The 17,991-nt window shown below is 50.2% G+C and carries 17 protein-coding genes (1 of these 17 only partly in view); 16 read left to right on the top strand and 1 reads right to left on the bottom strand.

All coding sequences use genetic code 11. The features are described from left to right. The first annotated feature begins 8 nt into the window (after positions 1-8). Positions 9-1,370, top strand: coding sequence for a PDZ domain-containing protein (locus AB432_RS27405; RefSeq protein ID WP_048034984.1), 1,362 nt, complete (start codon positions 9-11; stop codon positions 1,368-1,370). Positions 1,371-1,491: 121 nt separating this feature from the next. After that, positions 1,492-3,201, top strand: coding sequence for a hypothetical protein (locus AB432_RS27400; protein ID WP_048034983.1), 1,710 nt, complete (start codon positions 1,492-1,494; stop codon positions 3,199-3,201). A 64-nt stretch (positions 3,202-3,265) separates the two neighbouring features. Here AB432_RS27400 and AB432_RS27395 read toward each other — a convergent pair whose 3' ends face one another. Beyond that, positions 3,266-4,198 carry a flagellar hook assembly protein FlgD gene (locus AB432_RS27395; protein WP_048034982.1) on the bottom strand — a complete coding sequence of 311 codons (933 nt, stop codon included), beginning with the start codon at positions 4,196-4,198 and terminating at the stop codon, positions 3,266-3,268. Between the two features lie 180 nt (positions 4,199-4,378). Here AB432_RS27395 and uvrB point away from each other — a divergent pair, with 180 nt between their 5' ends. From uvrB to hisIE, 14 genes are all read left to right on the top strand, one after another. After that, positions 4,379-6,355, top strand: a complete 1,977-nt coding sequence (gene uvrB, locus AB432_RS27390; protein ID WP_048034981.1) for an excinuclease ABC subunit UvrB — start codon at positions 4,379-4,381, stop codon at positions 6,353-6,355. Positions 6,356-6,370: 15 nt separating this feature from the next. Then, positions 6,371-9,238 carry an excinuclease ABC subunit UvrA gene (gene uvrA / locus AB432_RS27385; RefSeq protein ID WP_048034980.1) on the top strand — a complete coding sequence of 956 codons (2,868 nt, stop codon included), beginning with the start codon at positions 6,371-6,373 and terminating at the stop codon, positions 9,236-9,238. A 66-nt stretch (positions 9,239-9,304) separates the two neighbouring features. After that, positions 9,305-9,934, top strand: coding sequence for an HD domain-containing protein (locus AB432_RS27380; protein ID WP_048034979.1), 630 nt, complete (start codon positions 9,305-9,307; stop codon positions 9,932-9,934). A 39-nt stretch (positions 9,935-9,973) separates the two neighbouring features. Further along, on the top strand, positions 9,974-10,342 hold the full coding sequence (locus tag AB432_RS27375) for a phage holin family protein (RefSeq protein ID WP_047069714.1): 369 nt from the start codon (positions 9,974-9,976) through the stop codon (positions 10,340-10,342). A gap of 155 nt (positions 10,343-10,497) precedes the next feature. Further along, complete coding sequence (gene hprK / locus AB432_RS27370; RefSeq protein ID WP_007718288.1) at positions 10,498-11,433, top strand: HPr(Ser) kinase/phosphatase; 936 nt, start codon at positions 10,498-10,500, stop codon at positions 11,431-11,433. A gap of 15 nt (positions 11,434-11,448) precedes the next feature. Continuing rightward, a complete protein-coding gene (locus AB432_RS27365; RefSeq protein WP_048034978.1) occupies positions 11,449-11,952 on the top strand; it encodes an acyltransferase in 504 nt (167 codons plus the stop codon). Between the two features lie 181 nt (positions 11,953-12,133). Then, positions 12,134-13,309 carry an ATP phosphoribosyltransferase regulatory subunit gene (locus AB432_RS27360; protein WP_048034977.1) on the top strand — a complete coding sequence of 392 codons (1,176 nt, stop codon included), beginning with the start codon at positions 12,134-12,136 and terminating at the stop codon, positions 13,307-13,309. A gap of 3 nt (positions 13,310-13,312) precedes the next feature. Next, positions 13,313-13,960: an ATP phosphoribosyltransferase gene (gene hisG / locus AB432_RS27355; protein ID WP_048034976.1), complete on the top strand. Its 648-nt coding sequence runs from the start codon at positions 13,313-13,315 to the stop codon at positions 13,958-13,960. Positions 13,961-13,979: 19 nt separating this feature from the next. After that, complete coding sequence (gene hisD, locus AB432_RS27350; RefSeq protein ID WP_048034975.1) at positions 13,980-15,278, top strand: histidinol dehydrogenase; 1,299 nt, start codon at positions 13,980-13,982, stop codon at positions 15,276-15,278. After that, positions 15,275-15,874, top strand: coding sequence for an imidazoleglycerol-phosphate dehydratase HisB (gene hisB / locus AB432_RS27345; RefSeq protein WP_017252226.1), 600 nt, complete (start codon positions 15,275-15,277; stop codon positions 15,872-15,874). Before hisD ends, hisB begins: the two co-directional genes overlap by 4 nt. A gap of 1 nt (position 15,875) precedes the next feature. Further along, on the top strand, positions 15,876-16,490 hold the full coding sequence (gene hisH / locus AB432_RS27340; RefSeq protein WP_048034974.1) for an imidazole glycerol phosphate synthase subunit HisH: 615 nt from the start codon (positions 15,876-15,878) through the stop codon (positions 16,488-16,490). Continuing rightward, complete coding sequence (gene hisA, locus AB432_RS27335; protein WP_048034973.1) at positions 16,487-17,236, top strand: 1-(5-phosphoribosyl)-5-[(5-phosphoribosylamino)methylideneamino]imidazole-4-carboxamide isomerase; 750 nt, start codon at positions 16,487-16,489, stop codon at positions 17,234-17,236. Before hisH ends, hisA begins: the two co-directional genes overlap by 4 nt. Then, positions 17,226-17,984, top strand: coding sequence for an imidazole glycerol phosphate synthase subunit HisF (gene hisF / locus AB432_RS27330; protein ID WP_048034972.1), 759 nt, complete (start codon positions 17,226-17,228; stop codon positions 17,982-17,984). Before hisA ends, hisF begins: the two co-directional genes overlap by 11 nt. Next, positions 17,981-17,991: the 5' end (the start) of a bifunctional phosphoribosyl-AMP cyclohydrolase/phosphoribosyl-ATP diphosphatase HisIE gene (gene hisIE, locus AB432_RS27325; protein ID WP_048034971.1), read on the top strand. It continues 634 nt past the right edge of the window; 11 of the gene's 645 nt are visible here — the first part of the coding sequence; it begins with the start codon at positions 17,981-17,983; its stop codon lies beyond the right edge, outside the window. The genes hisF and hisIE overlap by 4 nt, the downstream gene beginning before the upstream one ends.

The raw sequence follows: 17,991 nt of genomic DNA, 5'->3' as shown, positions 1-17,991 counted from the left end.
TCAAGAAAATGGAAGCAGGTAATTCCCTGCTTTCCGTAGAAATGATAACCACGGCAAATCAAATGCCGTGGTTTTTCTTTCTTTTAGATGAGGTGAGGCAATTGGCGATACAGGCAGATATGCTTACCATTGCATATGGCTTTGCCGCATTTTTTATCAATCCTGTCTTCTATCTCTTTCTAGTTTTTATTTATTTGCATTACCGCAGACAGATGAACCTAGAAAGACAGCTTTTTTCTGCGCGCATTCAGTCCCCCTTGCTCTCGACGATACGTGCTGTAGTGATGGGCTTGGTGGGAGGCTTGTTAATTTCTCTTCTTAGTGCAGGACTCGGCGTGGTCGTGCAAGCACAAGATTTGTGGATACTATGGGGATTGGCGCTCATCTTGGCGTTGATTCGTTTACGGTTTCTCTGTTTCGCATATGCTGCAGGAATTTTGGCGATTTTACACGCGATCACACAGGTCATTCCACCGGTCACGGATGTTCCTGGATTGAGCTATGTCTGGGAAATGATTCGTCAGGCGAAACCTTTGCCTTTGCTTGCGTTAGTTGCGATCATGCATCTGATTGAAGCGATGCTCGTACGCTGGAATGGCGGGCGAGATGCTTCACCGCTGTTCGTAGAAGGGCAACGTGGTCGGATCGTGGGTGCCTATTTGCTTCATTCTTTTTGGCTGACGCCAGCCGTGCTGTTCGTACAGATGGAGCCAGGTGCTATCAGCGGTGCGTTGTATCCAGGGTGGCCGTTCTTTTCGCCAGAAGCCGCTTCATTCGGACTGATGCTTCTGCCGACAGTGACCGGATTCTCTGATATGACGCAAACGATGACTCCGTATAGAAAAGCAACACAGATTGCGAAAAATTTGACGCTGTATGCGCTCATTTTGTTGGGTTTGTGCGCTCTGGTAGTATGGTTTTATCCGTTGATCCTGCTGGCCGCGATCTTTGCACTATTCGGTCATGAGGCGCTGTTTTTCTGGAGTCAGTATCAAGAAAGAAAGCGTTCGCCTTATTTCATCCAGTCTTCGCGTGGTGTAAAGGTAATGGGTGTCATTCCGGGGACGAGAGCAGAGGAGATCGGTATCACGCCTGGTGAGATTATCGTGAAAGTAAATGGCATTTCGGTGCGGGAAAAAGAAGATTTATATCCAGCACTACAAGCCAATCCTGCCTTTTGCAAAATGGAAGTACTCACCCGTGAAGGCGAGCTGAAGTTCGTACAGTGTGCGGTCTATGCGGGCAATCATCACCAACTGGGGATCATTGTGGTTCCGGATGCAAATACCCGTGCATTTGTTGATTTGAAACGCGCCAGTGTAGTCGAGCTGATCAAGCAAAAGCTGGAGAAGCTGAATGTAGGAGCATAAGGATAGTTGGGGAGAAGGTATGCAGTCAAACGTGCATATCTTCTTTTTTTCGAGAAAAGCTTGTCCATTCGGAAACTTACGGGTGGCTGTCACGTCTCTATGTAGGAGGAAAAAAGAGGGAGTGGGTTCGGTGTTCAAAGTGAAAAGAACGGTCTCGTGGTTTTTGTCGGGTGCATTAGCTGCCGCCACGGTTTTTGCTGCCCCCTTATCAGGAGCAGGTGCAACGAGTCCTGTGAGCGTAGCGCAGGCTCAAGCGGTTGTGGCTGTGCCGATGCATGTGACGAAAGGTGTCCAAAAGCTAGTCAAGCTTTTACCGGAACTATCTTCGCGCTATGTCGTTTACGGTGGCGATGTAGATGGACCCGGTGTTAGCGGGGTGGTGGTCACGTTTGCACAATCTGCTGCTGAGGCCGAATCGTCCATGGATAATGCGATTTTTGACGGACAGACAGGGGAGCTGCTCAGACTGAATCTTACCCCGAAAGCAACAACAAAGCCTGCCTACCCGACTGAGCAGCAAGCCAAAACACGTGCGTTGGCTTTTGTTGCTGGTTTGCAGGGAACAGGTACAGGCAACACCTATCAAGCGAGGGAGGTTTATAAAAATAAGGACTTGTTGACGGTTCGACTGGTGCGAGTTCTGAATAATGTGGTACTCGATGACGATTATGATTGTCTCGTCAGTTTTGATGCATCGGGAAGAATCGTTTGGTTTTCTACGTTTGATGGCAGATTATATGAAAAAGTAAGTCCCTCTTCACTCCCATCTCCTCAGCGCGTCATCTCAGCCGAACAAGCTGTACGAAAGTGGCAAGAAAGCCGTCCATTGGAACTTGTTTATTTATTGCCCATTCATAATCAAAGTGATCAGGTAGATGCAAAGCTCGCTTATGTCCTGAAAAATGGAATCATAACGCAACAACATACAGGTAGTGCATTGGATGCTTTTAGTGGCAAACAATTGATAACAAAGAATAACCGAGCGACAACCCCGCCGTCTCAGACCATCAATGTGACTGGAACAGGTGAGAAGTGGGTAGCGCAAACCGAGACGCAAGCGCGAGATTTGTTACGCTTGTTGTTTAGCGTTGAAACAGAAAAGCTGCCGCTGTCCGTCTACGAGGCGAGTTACGACGATGGTTCAGCCCGTCGGTATTTCATATGGGGAAATTTTGGTGAGGGGTTATCCGATGCTGACAAGATATCTAGATTGGCTACCTTTCCTGAGGGAAGCAGTAACGGCGAGCAGCATCATCTCCTCGTGACGGATGCAAAGACAGGTCAACTGCTCGAATTTTCCACAAAGGAGAACAATCCGCAATGGTCAAACGTGAAAACGGATAAGAAGCGGGATCGGATGGAAGCGGATAAGCTTTTGAAAAGACTAACTCCGTCTGGAAGCAATCAGATACTAGTAACGGAGGATGGAGATGAAAGGTACACCTCGATCGTAGCTGATCCTCTTGTGAACGGCATTCCGGTTTATGGGCTCAATCAGAGTGTGGAGGACGGGATGTATACGATTCGGATCGATTCATGGACGGGTACATGGGAGCAGGTGAGCATAAACAAACCGGTCAGTGTCAAATACCCGGCCCGTTCCCAAGCGCTTAAAGAACAAGTGGCCATGACCCGTTTACTGCAAACCTTTCCACTTGAGCTGACCTACATCCACAAGCCAGATTACGAGAAAGACACGATTACCTGGAAGCTCGGCTATGACCTTTCGTTTCGCCAAACTCGCTCGCATTGCTTCTGTGGGGGAGAATTTAAAGTAGATGATACGTTTTATGTGGATGCGATAACCGGAAAAGTGATCGTAAACGAATAGAACTCTGTATGAGAAAAAGCCGCCTTCTCCGATTTCGAAGATGTGCGGCTTTTTGTATAGGATTCTAGGCAGTTGCTTCGAATCCTGTGATTTGATTGAGACCGACTTTCTTATCATCCTGGAGGACGAATTCGACTACTCCGTTTTTCATGCTGACAGCCTTGACCACTCCGGTAAGTGGCGTATTGGTAGTGGTGCCGTCTGGATTTGTTTGAGACTGGTTGTACGTGATGTTGTAGCCGATCATTTGCGCGTAGGCAAGGGAGTTGCCCATTGTTCTGTTTTCAGGTTTTACCGTCATGCCTACGATTTCTTCGGCTTTTACGGTTGATCCATTATCCAGTTGGAATTGTGCGGTACCGTTTTTGGTAGTAAAGCCAGTGATGACGCCATTCAAGATTTCATCCACCTTGGAAACGTCGTGTGTGGTAGCTGGATTGCCATCCCGGTCGACTTCCTTGGTTACTTTATAGGAAATCTCTCGACCGATCATTTCCATGTACTTCACGCTATTATCGAGCGTATTGCCAGCCAGACCTTGCGATTCCAGTCCGGAGACGTCTGCCAGTGGAATCGGTGTCGATTCGCCTGCGACACGGAAGTAGATTTTGCCTTGATCCATGTAGACGGCATCAAGTACGCCTTCTTTCTTCTCCGTCTTAGTTTCTCCTGTCATCTCGTCTTTTGTAGTAAGGGAATACGAGGCTGTACGACCTACCAGCTTTTCATACTTTTCCAAAGTGACCATGCTGTTGTTCGATTGTTCCATCAGCGTGGTCATTTTTGTGATTTTTTCTACCATGGTCAGCATACTTGTTTGCTGGATGAACTGAGAGTTGTCCATTGGGGACATAGGGTCTTGATGCTTTAACTGCTCCAGCATGAGCTTCATAAAGGCATTTTGGTCGAGCTCGGTGGTGAATTCTTTTTTGCCTTTATAGCTCATGTGCGGTTGTATATAAGGGTTATTTTTAACGGTTGTTCCGGTATCTGACATGTCAATCCTCCCTGAAGGTGGCGAGTCTATCTGCGCATGTTTGCACTTCTTTCATCTTATATCGGAAAAATCAGCGAAAAGATGAAGACAAACGTTTGTTCGAATTTTGGGCTTAAACTAGCCGAAATTGTGTTATAATGGAAGTAGAAACAGTCATGCTATGAGGAGATGAACGAGGGAATGGAGCGTTTTGAATTGGTATCGGAGTTTCAACCATCCGGTGACCAGCCGACCGCCATTGCCGAGCTGGTGGCAGGGTTAAAGGCTGGCAAGCGACACCAGACATTGCTGGGTGCGACGGGAACGGGAAAGACTTTTACGGCTGCCCAGGTAATTGCTCAGGTGAACAGGCCAACACTCGTGATGGCACACAACAAAACTCTGGCCGCGCAGCTTTGTGCAGAGTTTAAGGAGTTTTTCCCGAACAACGCGGTGGAATACTTCGTCAGCTACTACGATTACTATCAACCCGAAGCATACATTCCCCAATCGGATACGTTTATTGAAAAAGACTCGAGCATTAACGACGAGATCGACAAGCTCCGTCACTCCGCTACCAGTGCGTTGTTTGAACGCCGAGATGTGATCATCGTTGCCTCCGTCTCCTGCATTTACGGATTGGGTTCGCCCGAGGAGTATCGGGAGCTGCTCTTGTCTTTACGTGTTGGCATGGAAACAGGACGGGACGAGATTTTGCATCGTCTGGTCGATATCCAGTACACACGCAACGACATCAACTTCACGCGCGGTACCTTCCGTGTGCGGGGTGACGTCGTGGAGATTTTCCCTGCCTCGGAGAGTGAGCAGGCGATTCGCGTTGAGTTTTTTGGAGATGAAATTGAACGGATTACTTCGATTGACGTACTGACCGGCGAGATTTTGGGACAGCGTGATCACATTGCCATCTTCCCTAAATCTCACTATGTGACGCGTGAGGAGAAAATGAAGCTGGCTGTCCAAAGCATTGAGGCCGAGCTGGAAGAAAGACTGAAAGAATTCCGTGATGCGGGCAAGCTCCTGGAAGCACAGCGACTGGAGCAACGCACACGGTACGATATTGAGATGATGATGGAGATGGGCTTTTGCTCCGGTATTGAGAACTACTCGCGCCATCTGACAGGACTGCCTGCCGGGCATGCTCCATATACCTTGCTGGATTACTTCCCAGAGGATTTTATCGTCATGATGGATGAGTCGCATATGACCTTGCCGCAGGTTCGGGGGATGTATAACGGTGACCGCGCACGGAAGGATGTACTGGTCGAGCACGGATTCCGTCTGCCTTCTGCTCGCGATAACCGCCCACTCAAGTTCGAAGAGTTTGAAGGAAAGCTGAAACAAGCGATTTACATTTCAGCTACACCTGGACCTTATGAGCTGGAGCACAGCCCGGAAATGGTGCAGCAGGTGATTCGTCCGACAGGCTTGATTGACCCGACGGTAACGGTACGTCCGATCAAGGGACAGATTGACGATTTGATTGGCGAAATTCAAGCCACGATTGCGAAAAATGAGCGGGTTCTCGTCACGACTCTGACGAAGAAAATGTCTGAGGATTTGACGGACTATCTGAAAGAAATCGGAATCAAGGTCCGCTATCTTCACTCGGATATTAAAACGATTGAGCGGATGCAAATTTTACGTTCGTTGCGTTTGGGTGAGTTTGACGTGCTGGTCGGGATCAACCTCTTGCGGGAAGGCTTGGACTTGCCGGAAGTATCGCTCGTAGCGATATTGGATGCAGACAAGGAAGGCTTCCTGCGTAATGAGCGCTCGCTGATTCAGACGATTGGTCGGGCTGCGCGGAACGCAGAGGGACGCGTTATCATGTACGCGGATAAAATGACAGATTCGATGACCTCTGCGATCCGGGAGACAGAGCGTCGTCGTTCCATTCAGATGGCTTACAATGAAGAGCACGGCATCACGCCGCAAACCGTGAAAAAGTCCGTCCGCGAAGTGATCGAGGCGACCAAGGTAGCGGAGGAAAAAGCGGATTACTTGCCACATGCAGACTTCAAGAAAATGCCGAAGAAGGATCGCGTGGCTGTTATAGAACGTATGGAAGAAGAAATGAAGGAAGCGGCACGCAACCTCATGTTCGAGCGTGCGGCAGAATTGCGTGATTTGATTCTTGAGCTGAAGGCGGAACTCTAAGGAGAGGTTTTTTTCATGCCATTAGAACATATTGTCGTAAAGGGTGCACGTGCCCATAACCTAAAAAATGTTGATGTAGTCATTCCGAGGGACAAATTCGTCGTTCTGACGGGTTTGTCTGGCTCGGGTAAATCCTCGCTTGCTTTTGACACGATTTACGCAGAGGGACAACGACGCTATGTCGAGTCTCTGTCTGCATACGCCCGTCAATTTCTCGGGCAAATGGACAAGCCGGACGTGGATTCGATTGAGGGACTGTCCCCTGCGATCTCGATTGACCAGAAAACGACGAGCCGCAACCCTCGCTCCACGGTAGGTACGGTTACGGAAATCTACGACTATTTGCGCCTTTTGTATGCGCGTGTCGGTAGAGCAGTTTGCCCGGAGCATGGCATCGAGATCCAGTCCCAGACCATTGAACAAATGGTCGATCGCCTATTGGAGTATCCTGAGCGCACGAAAATGCAGATTCTAGCTCCCATGGTGCAAGGACGCAAGGGAGAGCACGTCAAGCTGCTCGAGGACATCCGCAAGCAAGGCTTCGTCCGTGTGCGGGTCAATGGTGAAATTACCGATCTGTCCGAAGACATCAAGCTGGAAAAGAACAAGAAGCATAACATTGAGGTTGTCGTTGACCGGGTCGTTGTGAAGCCGGATGTACAGGCGCGTCTCGCAGACTCCTTGGAAACGGCACTTCGTTTAGCAGATGGCAAGGTCATCGTCGATGTGATGGAGCAAGAGGAGCTGCTGTTCAGTGAAAAGCATGCTTGCCCGGTATGCGGATTCTCCATCGGGGAGCTGGAGCCGCGGATTTTCTCCTTTAACAGCCCGTTTGGTGCTTGCTCGGAGTGTGATGGACTGGGTGTCAAGCTAGAGGTAGACCCGGATATGGTCGTCCCCGATGTGACGAAGACGCTCGATGACGGGGCGATTGGCGCATGGGAGCCGAAGACTTCGACGTACTATCAACAATTGTTGGAATCAGCTTGCCGCCACTTTAACATTCGGATGGATGTGCCATATGAGGAGCTTACTGCAGCGCACCGACAAATCCTGATGTACGGTAGTGAGGGCGAAAAAATTCACTTCCGCTATGAGAACGAGTTCGGGCAAGTGCGCGAGGCGGTCGTACCGTTTGAAGGTGTCGTCATCAACCTGCAACGACGTCATCTGGAGACGAGCTCGGATTACATCCGCGAGCAAATCGAAGGATTTATGAGCCAAAAGGCTTGTCCTGTCTGCAAAGGCCAACGTTTGCGTCAGGAGAGCTTGGCGGTAAAGGTCGGAGAGCGCAGCATTTCCGAGCTGACTACGCTGTCGATTCTCGATGCGCATCAGTTTGTCGATGGGCTGGAACTGACAGAGCGGGAAACGAAGATCGCGAACCTGATCGTAAAAGAAATCAAGGCGCGACTGAACTTCTTGATTGATGTCGGACTGGATTACTTGACGCTGAGCCGTGCGGCGGGAACACTGTCCGGGGGAGAAGCGCAGCGGATTCGACTGGCTACGCAGATCGGTTCTAGTCTGATGGGCGTTCTCTACATTTTGGATGAGCCGAGTATCGGACTGCACCAGCGGGATAACGCGCGTCTGATCAAGACGTTGGAGCATATGACCAAGCTGGGGAATACATTGATCGTCGTCGAGCATGACGAGGATACGATGATGGCCTGCGATTATATTATCGATATTGGACCGGGAGCTGGCATACATGGCGGTCAAATCGTAGCGGCAGGGACTCCGGAAGAAGTCATGGAGGACCCTAACTCCTTGACCGGCGCTTATTTGAGCGGGCGCAAATTCATCCCTGTTCCGATGGAGCGTCGCAAGCCTTCGGACAAATGGATCAAGATTGAGGGCGCGAAGGAAAACAACCTGAAAAACGTTACTGCGAAGCTTCCTTTAGGCGTTTTTGTTGCCGTAACAGGTGTATCTGGTTCAGGAAAAAGTACGCTGATCAATGAAATTTTGCAAAAGACACTGGCTCGCGATTTAAATAAGGCAAAGGTGAAGCCAGGTGAGCATCGCCGCATCCTGGGATTGGAGCATTTGGACAAGGTAATCGACATCGACCAATCTCCAATTGGACGTACACCACGTTCCAATCCGGCGACATATACAGGTGTCTTTGACGATATTCGCGACCTGTTTGCTTCCACCAACGAAGCCAAAGTGCGCGGCTATAAAAAAGGTCGCTTCAGCTTTAACGTCAAGGGCGGCCGTTGTGAAGCGTGCAGCGGTGACGGGATTATTAAAATCGAGATGCACTTCTTGCCGGATGTGTATGTGCCTTGCGAAGTTTGCCACGGCAAGCGCTACAACCGCGAGACGCTCGATGTGAAATACAAAGGCAAGAGCATTGCTGATGTCTTGGAAATGACGATCGAGGACGGGGTAGAGTTTTTCCGCAATTTGCCGAAGATTGAGCGCAAGCTGCAGACCATCGTAGACGTAGGACTGGGATATATGAAACTTGGGCAGCCTGCTACCACGCTCTCTGGCGGGGAAGCACAACGCGTCAAGCTTGCCTCCGAGCTGTATCGACGCAGCACAGGACGTACCTTGTACATTTTGGATGAGCCGACAACCGGTCTGCATACGGATGATATCGATCGTTTGCTGAAGGTGCTGCAACGATTGGTAGAAAACGGCGATACAGTGCTGGTCATCGAGCACAATCTCGATGTGATCAAAACGGTCGATTACATCGTAGATTTGGGGCCTGAGGGTGGTACCCGTGGCGGAGAAATTGTCGGAACGGGAACACCGGAAGAAGTGGCGAAGATGGAAGGCTCTTATACGGGTATCTATTTGAAGCCGATTTTGGAACGTGATAGAGAACGGACGAATGCCAAGCTAGAGCAATTCGTTTCGAAGTAATCGAGAGACAGCCTCCCTGATTCAGGGGGGCGTCTTTGCTAGGTGGACGCAAAGGGGGAGGAAAAGATGGATTTCGTGAAGGCTTCTCTTGCCGCACTACCTGCCGACCTGGTGGGCGAAGCACAGAAGTGCTTTGATGGACAAGATCCTGCTCACGATTGGCAGCATAATTTGCGTGTCATGGCGATGTGTGAGCGAATTGGCCGCGAGGAAGGGGCAGATATGGAAGTGCTGCGCCTCGCTGCATTACTGCATGACATCGGGAGAGCAGAAGAACGGCAAACAGGCGAGTGCCATGCCGAAATCAGTGCAAGACTAGCAGGGGAATGGCTCGCCGAACGCAGTATGACGGAAGCATTCATCTCACGTGTACAGTCTGCAATTCTCGCCCATCGTTTTCGCAAAGAACGACCTCCACATACCTTGGAAGAAAAGATCCTGTTTGATGCCGACAAGCTGGATTCGATTGGGGCTATTGGAGTGGCCCGGGTTTTTGCTTATACTGGGGTTATTGGGCAACCCATACAATCGGATGACCCCAATCAGCATACACCTTATAAGGAATACACGTGGAAGCTGCAGCGCATCAAAGACAAGCTTTTCACCAAGACTGCCCAGAAAATCGCCGATGACAGGCATCGATTCATGACAACGTTTTTTGAGCAATGGGAATGGGAAGTAACGGGGGTTCGATAGTCGTTGCGCGAAGGCTAGACTGTATAGGGGGAATGCACCATGAGCCGCTGGATAATCAAAATGCTTTTAAATGGGGCTGCGCTGCTTTTGATCAGCAATTGGTTCCATTCCATTTATGTCGCGAATTTCACTGTAGCACTATGGGCTACGTTGATTTTGGGGATGGTGAACACAGTGATTCGGCCGATTCTGCTGTTTTTTACTTTTCCCTTGCAAGTATTGACGATCGGCTTGTTCTGGTTTGTCATTAATGCCGTGACGTTTGCGTTGACTGCCTACTTTATTGACGGCTTTGAAGTGGGGCCATGGCCTGACAACATTGGCACTGTCATCGTGGCAGCAGCACTGATGAGTATTTTTGGCTACCTCATTGAAGTTGTGGTAGGGATGAAAAAAGAAAAGAGGTAGTATGTTCGAAAAAGCCCCGTATTCTCTCAAACGAGTCGCGGGGTTTTTGCCTAATCAGGATGGTCGGTCTTATTAGGTTGTCGTAGGTACAAAGGTTTCGATACAATAGAGACACAACCATAGGGACGGAAAATCCCGTGTGAGGGGGAAACTTCATGCGTAAGACGAATGTGAGCCATTTAGTGGATCATTTCAATATGACGATCTTGAGCGGGGAAGAGGGCTTGGGGCGTGAGATTACCGTAACGGATTTGAGTCGTCCCGGCCTACAGTTAGCCGGTTACTACTCTTACTATGCGGAAGAGCGGATTCAATTGTTCGGCTTGACGGAAATCAACTTTTTTCAAACGCTTACTCCAGAGGAACGGCTGGAACGGATGAATTTCCTCATGCAAAGTCAGGTTCCTTGCTTCTGTGTGACCCGTAATCAGATGGTGCCTGAAGAGATGATTGATGTTTCCAATCGCTTGGGGGTACCTGTACTTCAGTCCCCGCTGGCAACGACGACGCTAGTCGGGAAAGTGACCAACTTCCTGGAGAATCGTCTTGCACCAACGACGACGATTCATGGGGTACTCACAGACATTTACGGCGTCGGCGTTTTGATTATGGGATCGAGCGGGATCGGGAAGAGTGAGGCTGCACTTGAGCTTGTAAAGCGCGGACACCGACTCGTAGCAGATGACGCCGTGGAGATTAAGCAGACACAGGGCGGGCAGCTAAGCGGTAGCGCTCCTGAGCTGATTCAGCATCTCTTGGAAATCCGCGGAGTGGGGATTATTAACATTATGACGATGTTTGGTGCAGGTGCCGTGCGCAATGTAAAGAACATCGAGATGGTTGTTCAGCTAGAGCTGTGGGAGCCACATAAAATGTACGAGCGGTTGGGACTCGATGAGGAAACATTGAAGATCATGGATACCGAAATTCCGATTATTACCGTTCCTGTTCGACCAGGACGAAATTTGGCAGTCATCATTGAGGTTGCAGCGATGAACTTCCGTCTGAAACGGATGGGCTACAACGCTGCGATGCACTTCACACGAAAACAGTCGAATGCCATTTTAGAAGATGCCGATTCTGACTTGTAGGAGAAAGAGACGCATATGAGGAAGACAACACGTTATCCCGTAAATGGGGTAAACCCGCTTTGGCACATGTATCAAACGGTAAGCTTCTGGAAAGTCATGAAAAATTTTATCGTCATCCAGCTCTCCAGATATACGCCGATCGTTTCGTGGAAGAACTGGATGTACCGCACATTTTTGCGTATGGAAGTAGGGCAGCATAGTGCAGTTGCGTTGATGGTGATGATGGATATCATGTTTCCCGAGAAAATCAAGATCGGCCGTAATTGCGTGATCGGGTACAATACGACGATACTCGCCCATGAATATTTGATAGATGAATACCGTTTGGGAGAAGTGATTATTGAGGATGCAGTCCTGGTGGGGGCCAACACTACCATTTTGCCAGGAGTAACGATTGGCAAAGGGGCCATTGTCGCAGCGGGAACAGTTGTTCATAAAGATGTCCCGCCTGGCGCCTTTGTAGGTGGGAATCCCATGCAGCTCATTCGAACGAAAGCTTCAGAAGAAGAAGGCATGTAGCGTCTCTTCCCTTTTAATCAGCCGTCAGGTGTTTATCCTGGCGGTTTTTTGTTTTGTGTGAAATTTTCCGACTATTCTCATCTTGGTTGACCTAAGATTCTCGACGTGGTAATCTTCTTCATAACACTTTAGTTTGTTACCATATTAGCAGAGTAAAGCGAATGTGATGGAGGGAACAAGGATGGCAAAACCCTTGGGATTCGAAAAGCCGCTCGGGATGCGGGACATACTGCCGGAATCACTGGCGAAACAACGGCGCTTGGAGCGGGAGCTGCGTAAGTGTATCGAGAGATGGGGTTATGACGAAATATCCACACCCTCTCTGGAATACTTCGATACGGTAGGAGCAGCAAGTGCGACACTCACAGACCGGATGTTTCGCCTCCTGGATAAACAAGGCCACACCGTAGTCCTGCGTCCGGATATGACAACGCCAATTGCAAGGGTTGTTTCCTCCCTTTATAAAGATGTTCCATTGCCGATTCGGTTGTATTACCAGGCAAATGTGTTTCGGGCACAAGAAAAGGAAGCGGGACGGAATGCGGAGTTTTCCCAAACCGGGATCGAGCTGATCGGAGATGCGTCTGTCGATGCGGATGCGGAAGCCATCGCGCTTGCTGTGTTTTGCTTGAGGGCAGCGGGTGTGGAGACGTTTCGTATTGCGATTGGGCATGTCGACTTCGTAGACGGTCTTTTGGAGGAAGAGATTGAGGATGAGCCTATTCGCAATCAATTCCGCCAGTTTTTGTACGAACGGGACTTCGTTGGCTTCCGGCAACTACTCGCGACAGTAGACATCCCTCTGGAGGCGAAAAGCCGATTGGAAGCCTTGCTACGCCTGCAAGGGGGAAAAGGGAAGATTGAGGCCGCTCGCGAACTGGCTGGCAACGGAAAAGCAGGGAGGGCAGTCGAGACGATTGCTTCCTTGTGGCAGTCGTTAGAAGCCTACGGGGTGACGGAAGATTTGTTGATCGATTTCAATCTGATCATCAATTTGAACTACTACACAGGCGTCGTTTTCGAAGGGTACGCGGCAGATTTGGGCTCCCCGCTATTGGGCGGAGGACGCTACGATCAATTGCTCTCCCAATTTGGGCGTGCGGCATCCGCTACAGGCTTTGCGATCAAGATGGATCGACTGCTTCAGGTCACTCCTTTCGTAAAAGAGCATACACCTACGCGAGTTTTGCTTGTTTACACCGAGGATTGCCGCGGCGCCGCTTTGGCAGAAGCACAGCAATTACGTGAGAACGGGCTCGTGGTGGTGACACGTCTCGTTTCCAAAATAGATGAGGAACAGGTTGGACAAGAAGCGGGATATACCAAGGTCATTTGCATGACACAACAGGAGGAGTAGGAGATGGCACTCACGAAAAACGACCAAAAGCTGACGATCGCCATGCCAAAAGGACGGATTTTTGAAGAGGCTATCCATTTCCTCCAGCAGGCTGGCTTGCAGGTCACTGCGGATCTGCAAGATTCTCGTAAACTGATCATCCCTGTGGAAAATGCCAAGCTTGAATTCATTATGGCGAAGCCTACCGATGTTCCTACTTATGTCGAGTATGGGGTGGCTGACGTTGGCGTGGTCGGCAAGGATGTTTTATTGGAAGAAGAACGAGATGTTTACGAGCTGTTGGATTTGCATATCGGCTATTGTCGCATGATGGTAGCGGGTCTGCCAGACTGGAAACCGACGGAAGCCCTGCGTGTTGCAACGAAATATCCGAAGATTGCGTCACGTTATTTTCGTGAGCAGGGACAGCAGGTTGAGGTAATCAAGCTGAATGGTTCAGTAGAGCTTGCCCCGATGATTGGGCTGGCTGATCGTATCGTGGATATTGTTTCGACAGGTAGGACATTGCGGGAAAATGGCTTGGTCGAACTGGAGAGCATTTGTGAAATTACGACGAGGCTGATTGCCAATCGAGCCAGCTATCGGATGAAAAGTGAAGCGGTGGACGAGATCGCCGGAAAATTTTTAGAGGTCATTCCTCGCGGGAACTAGAGAAAAAGGGGAGACAACCATGCGTATCATGTCAGCCAGCCAGTATGACGGGAAACGATCGGTAGACGCAGGGACGAGAGAACAGCAAGAAGCGGTGAAGGCGATCCTTACCTCGGTTCGCCAGCAAGGGGACGAAGCGCTGCGCTATTACACGGAACGATTTGATCGTGTGCTTCTGCAAAACTTCCGTGTGAGCGAAGGCGAATTTGCAGAAGCAACTGAGCTCGTTTCTCCACAAGTCAAAGCGGCATTGAAGGAAGCAGCCGATAATATTCGGGCGTTTCACGAGCGACAAGTGCGTCAGTCCTGGTTTAGCACCAAAGAGAGTGGCACATTGCTGGGCCAACTGATACGTCCATTGCAGCGCGTTGGATTGTATGTACCAGGCGGAACGGCAGCTTATCCTTCCAGTGTATTGATGAATGCCATCCCTGCCAAAATCGCAGGTGTTCCACAAGTCGTCATGACGACACCACCAGGAGCCGATGGGAAAATCAACCCTGCGATACTCGTTGCTGCCCAAATTGCAGGTGTGACCGAGATATACAAGGTAGGTGGGGCCCAGGCGATCGCGGCATTGACCTATGGAACAGAGCAAATCAAAGCAGTCGATAAGATCGTTGGGCCCGGTAATATTTTCGTGGCACTGGCAAAGCGAGAAGTTTTCGGATTGGTCAGTATCGACATGGTGGCAGGTCCTAGTGAAATTGCGGTGATCGCAGATGAGACGGCCAACCCGCGATACGTTGCGGTAGACCTGCTGTCTCAAGCCGAGCATGATCCGATGTCAGCCGCTATATTGGTTACGACATCGCAAGCGTTGGCGGAGCAGGTGTCACAGGAAGTTGAGCGGCAGCTTGCCGATCTTCCACGCAAATCGATTGCGGAAGCGGCGATACGCGACTACGGCGCTATTTTACTCGTCGATGATTTGAACGAAGGATTTGCCGTCATCAACCGGATTGCACCCGAGCATTTGGAAATCATGCTGGCGGAGCCGTTTGAGCATCTCGGAAAAGTAGAAAATGCAGGTGCGATTTTCCTCGGCCCATACAGCTCAGAGCCAGTCGGCGATTATTTTGCCGGTACCAATCATGTGATTCCTACGAATGGAACGGCGCGTTTTTCCTCGCCATTATCCGTCGACGATTTTATCAAGAAGTCGAGTGTTGTTTCCTACAGCAAGCGAGATTTGCGGGAAAATGGACATAAAATTGTGGCACTGGCAGAGCAGGAAGGATTGTCTGGGCACGGTCGAGCGATCCTTGCGCGATTGCGAGATTTTGAGACCGAAGAGCAGGAGAGTGAAAAGAGATGAGTGAAGGGAAACAACGTGCAGCACAGATCGAGCGTAATACGAATGAGACGCAGATCGCGCTTTCCTTTGGTGTAGACGGCGCAGGTGAGAGCAAGCAAAATTCGGGTGTTCCATTTCTGGATCATATGCTAGACCTGTTTACGCGACACGGACATTTTGACCTGACTGTCAAGGCAAAGGGAGATATCGAAATCGACTATCATCACACAGTGGAGGATATCGGGATTTGTCTTGGGCATGCTCTGCGGGAAGCCTTGGGAGACAAGAAAGGCATCAAGCGTTATGGAAATGCGTTTGTCCCGATGGATGACGCGCTCGCGCAGGTCGTTATTGATATCAGCAACCGTCCTCATCTGGAATATCGCGCTACGTACCCTACGAATATGGTTGGTCAGTTTCCGACGGAGCTGGTACATGAATTTTTATGGAAACTTGCGCTGGAGGCGCGGATCAATCTGCATGTGATCCTGCATTACGGTCACAATACACACCACATGATCGAGGCGATTTTCAAAGCGCTGGGCCGGGCACTGGATGAAGCGACGACGATCGATCCGCGTGTAAAAGGGGTCCCGTCCACAAAAGGGGTTTTGTAGCATGATCGGCATCATCGATTACGGCATGGGGAATCTGTACAGCTTGAGCAAGGCGTTGGAAAGGCTAGGCTATCCGTACGAGTTTGTCTCTCAAGAAGAGCGTCTGCAAGAATATAGCGGGGTGATTTTGCCTGGAGTCGGGGCGTTCGGGGATGCTATCGCCAACATACGTGAGCTTGGATTAGAGCAAGCGATCAAGAGATACGCAGCATCAGGTCGTCCGATCTTGGGCATTTGTCTCGGCATGCAGCTTTTATTTGAGAAAAGTGCGGAGCATGGCGAGCATACGGGCTTGGGGCTGCTCGGTGGTGAGGTTATTCGTTTTCGCGGTGATTACAAGGTACCGCACATGGGCTGGAACCAACTGATGATCAAGCAAAAGCAACCGTTACTAAACGGTGTGCAGGATGGCGATTACGTCTATTTTGTCCATTCGTATCATGTCTTGTGCGAGTCTGATGTCTTGCTTGCGACGAGTGACTATCACCAGGAGGTCACAGCCATTGTGAATCGTGACAACGTATACGGTATGCAGTTTCATCCGGAAAAGAGCGGAGAGACAGGAATGCTGCTGCTGCGCAACTTTGCCGTTCAATGCGAGGGGGTTTTGACATGAGCTTTATCGTTTATCCGGCGATCGATATTCGCGGGGGCAAGTGTGTTCGGCTTTTTCAAGGAGATTACGGGCAAGAGACAGTGTACGCTGATTCACCGCTAGCGATGGCGAAGCGCTGGGTAGAGCAAGGAGCGTCCTGGGTTCATCTCGTAGATTTGGACGGAGCAAAGGAAGGCAAGCCTGCAAATGCAGCGCTCATCAAAGAAATAGCGCGCTCGATCCCTGTACCCGTGCAGGTTGGAGGCGGCATTCGAACAGAAGAGCAGATCGCGGACTATTTGGAAGCGGGCGTCGCGCGAGTGATTGTCGGGACTGCTGCAATTGAAGACGAGTCTTTTACGAAGCGAATTCTTCAAAACGATGGAGACAAGATTGCGATCGGTCTGGACTGCCGGAATGGGCTGGTGGCTACCAGAGGCTGGTTGACCACGACAGATGTGCAAGCGACAGAGCTTGCCAAGCGGTTGGTTACGTATGGCGCTGAGACGTTTATTTACACCGATATCGCCCGTGATGGCACGATGACAGGACCGAATGTAGAAGAAATTGCAGCGTTGGCGATGGCTACAGGTAAATCGGTGATTGCCTCGGGAGGCGTCAGCCAACTGGACGATTTGTTGACGTTGGCTGCCCATGCTTCGGGCGGAGTCTCTGGCGCCATTGTCGGAAAAGCACTCTACACGGACGCTTTTACATTGGAAGAAGCGCTCCAGCGTATGGAGGGGCGTGAAGCGAATGCTGGCTAAACGAATCATCCCGTGTCTCGATGTAAAAGATGGACGGGTGGTAAAAGGTGTGCAGTTCGTCGGACTTCGCGATGCAGGAGACCCGGTTGAACTGGCAAAAAAGTATAGCGAGGAGAGAGCAGACGAGCTGATTTTTCTCGATATTTCTGCGTCCCACGAAGGGCGCAAGACGATGGTGGATGTCATCGAAAAAACGGCTGCAAACATTACGATTCCTTTCACGGTCGGTGGTGGCATTAACAGCGTCGACGATATGAAAAGGATATTGCGTGCGGGCGCTGACAAAATCTCGTTGAATACAGCGGCTGTTTTGCGTCCGGAATTAATCCGCGAGGGAGCGACGGTCTTCGGTTCACAATGTATTGTCGTGGCGATTGACGCGAGAAGTGTCGGTGAAGATCGCTGGGAAGTGTATACTCACGGTGGACGGAATGCAACGGGTAGGGATGTCATCCGTTGGGCGCAGGAGGCAGAAGCGTTGGGAGCGGGCGAAATCCTTTTGACCAGCATGGACGACGATGGGGAAAAGAAAGGCTTTGGACTCGAATTGACCAAGTGGGTATCAGAAGCGGTCGGGATTCCGGTCATTGCTTCTGGTGGAGCGGGCTCGAGGGAGCATTTTTACGATGTGCTGACGCAAGGAAAGGCAGATGCCGCGTTGGCTGCTTCCATTTTTCACTATGATGAGACGTCGATTCAATCGGTGAAAGAGTATTTGCAAACCAAAGGAGTTGTCGTACGACCATGACAGGAGC

The sequence above is a fragment of the Brevibacillus brevis genome, assembly GCF_001039275.2.
GTDB classification, from domain to species: domain Bacteria; phylum Bacillota; class Bacilli; order Brevibacillales; family Brevibacillaceae; genus Brevibacillus; species Brevibacillus brevis_C.
The sequence above is the reverse complement of the archived record's forward strand: the minus strand, read 5'-3'. Positions and strand labels throughout refer to the sequence as shown.

Coding starts and splice junctions, on each gene's coding strand:
- AB432_RS27405 (WP_048034984.1), top strand. CDS start 9: ATGGAAGCAGGTAATTCCCTGCTTTCCGTAGAAATGATAACCACGGCA.
- AB432_RS27395 (WP_048034982.1), bottom strand. CDS start 4,198: ATGTCAGATACCGGAACAACCGTTAAAAATAACCCTTATATACAACCG.
- uvrB (WP_048034981.1), top strand. CDS start 4,379: ATGGAGCGTTTTGAATTGGTATCGGAGTTTCAACCATCCGGTGACCAG.
- uvrA (WP_048034980.1), top strand. CDS start 6,371: ATGCCATTAGAACATATTGTCGTAAAGGGTGCACGTGCCCATAACCTA.
- AB432_RS27380 (WP_048034979.1), top strand. CDS start 9,305: ATGGATTTCGTGAAGGCTTCTCTTGCCGCACTACCTGCCGACCTGGTG.
- AB432_RS27375 (WP_047069714.1), top strand. CDS start 9,974: ATGAGCCGCTGGATAATCAAAATGCTTTTAAATGGGGCTGCGCTGCTT.
- hprK (WP_007718288.1), top strand. CDS start 10,498: ATGCGTAAGACGAATGTGAGCCATTTAGTGGATCATTTCAATATGACG.
- AB432_RS27365 (WP_048034978.1), top strand. CDS start 11,449: ATGAGGAAGACAACACGTTATCCCGTAAATGGGGTAAACCCGCTTTGG.
- AB432_RS27360 (WP_048034977.1), top strand. CDS start 12,134: ATGGCAAAACCCTTGGGATTCGAAAAGCCGCTCGGGATGCGGGACATA.
- hisG (WP_048034976.1), top strand. CDS start 13,313: ATGGCACTCACGAAAAACGACCAAAAGCTGACGATCGCCATGCCAAAA.
- hisD (WP_048034975.1), top strand. CDS start 13,980: ATGCGTATCATGTCAGCCAGCCAGTATGACGGGAAACGATCGGTAGAC.
- hisB (WP_017252226.1), top strand. CDS start 15,275: ATGAGTGAAGGGAAACAACGTGCAGCACAGATCGAGCGTAATACGAAT.
- hisH (WP_048034974.1), top strand. CDS start 15,876: ATGATCGGCATCATCGATTACGGCATGGGGAATCTGTACAGCTTGAGC.
- hisA (WP_048034973.1), top strand. CDS start 16,487: ATGAGCTTTATCGTTTATCCGGCGATCGATATTCGCGGGGGCAAGTGT.
- hisF (WP_048034972.1), top strand. CDS start 17,226: ATGCTGGCTAAACGAATCATCCCGTGTCTCGATGTAAAAGATGGACGG.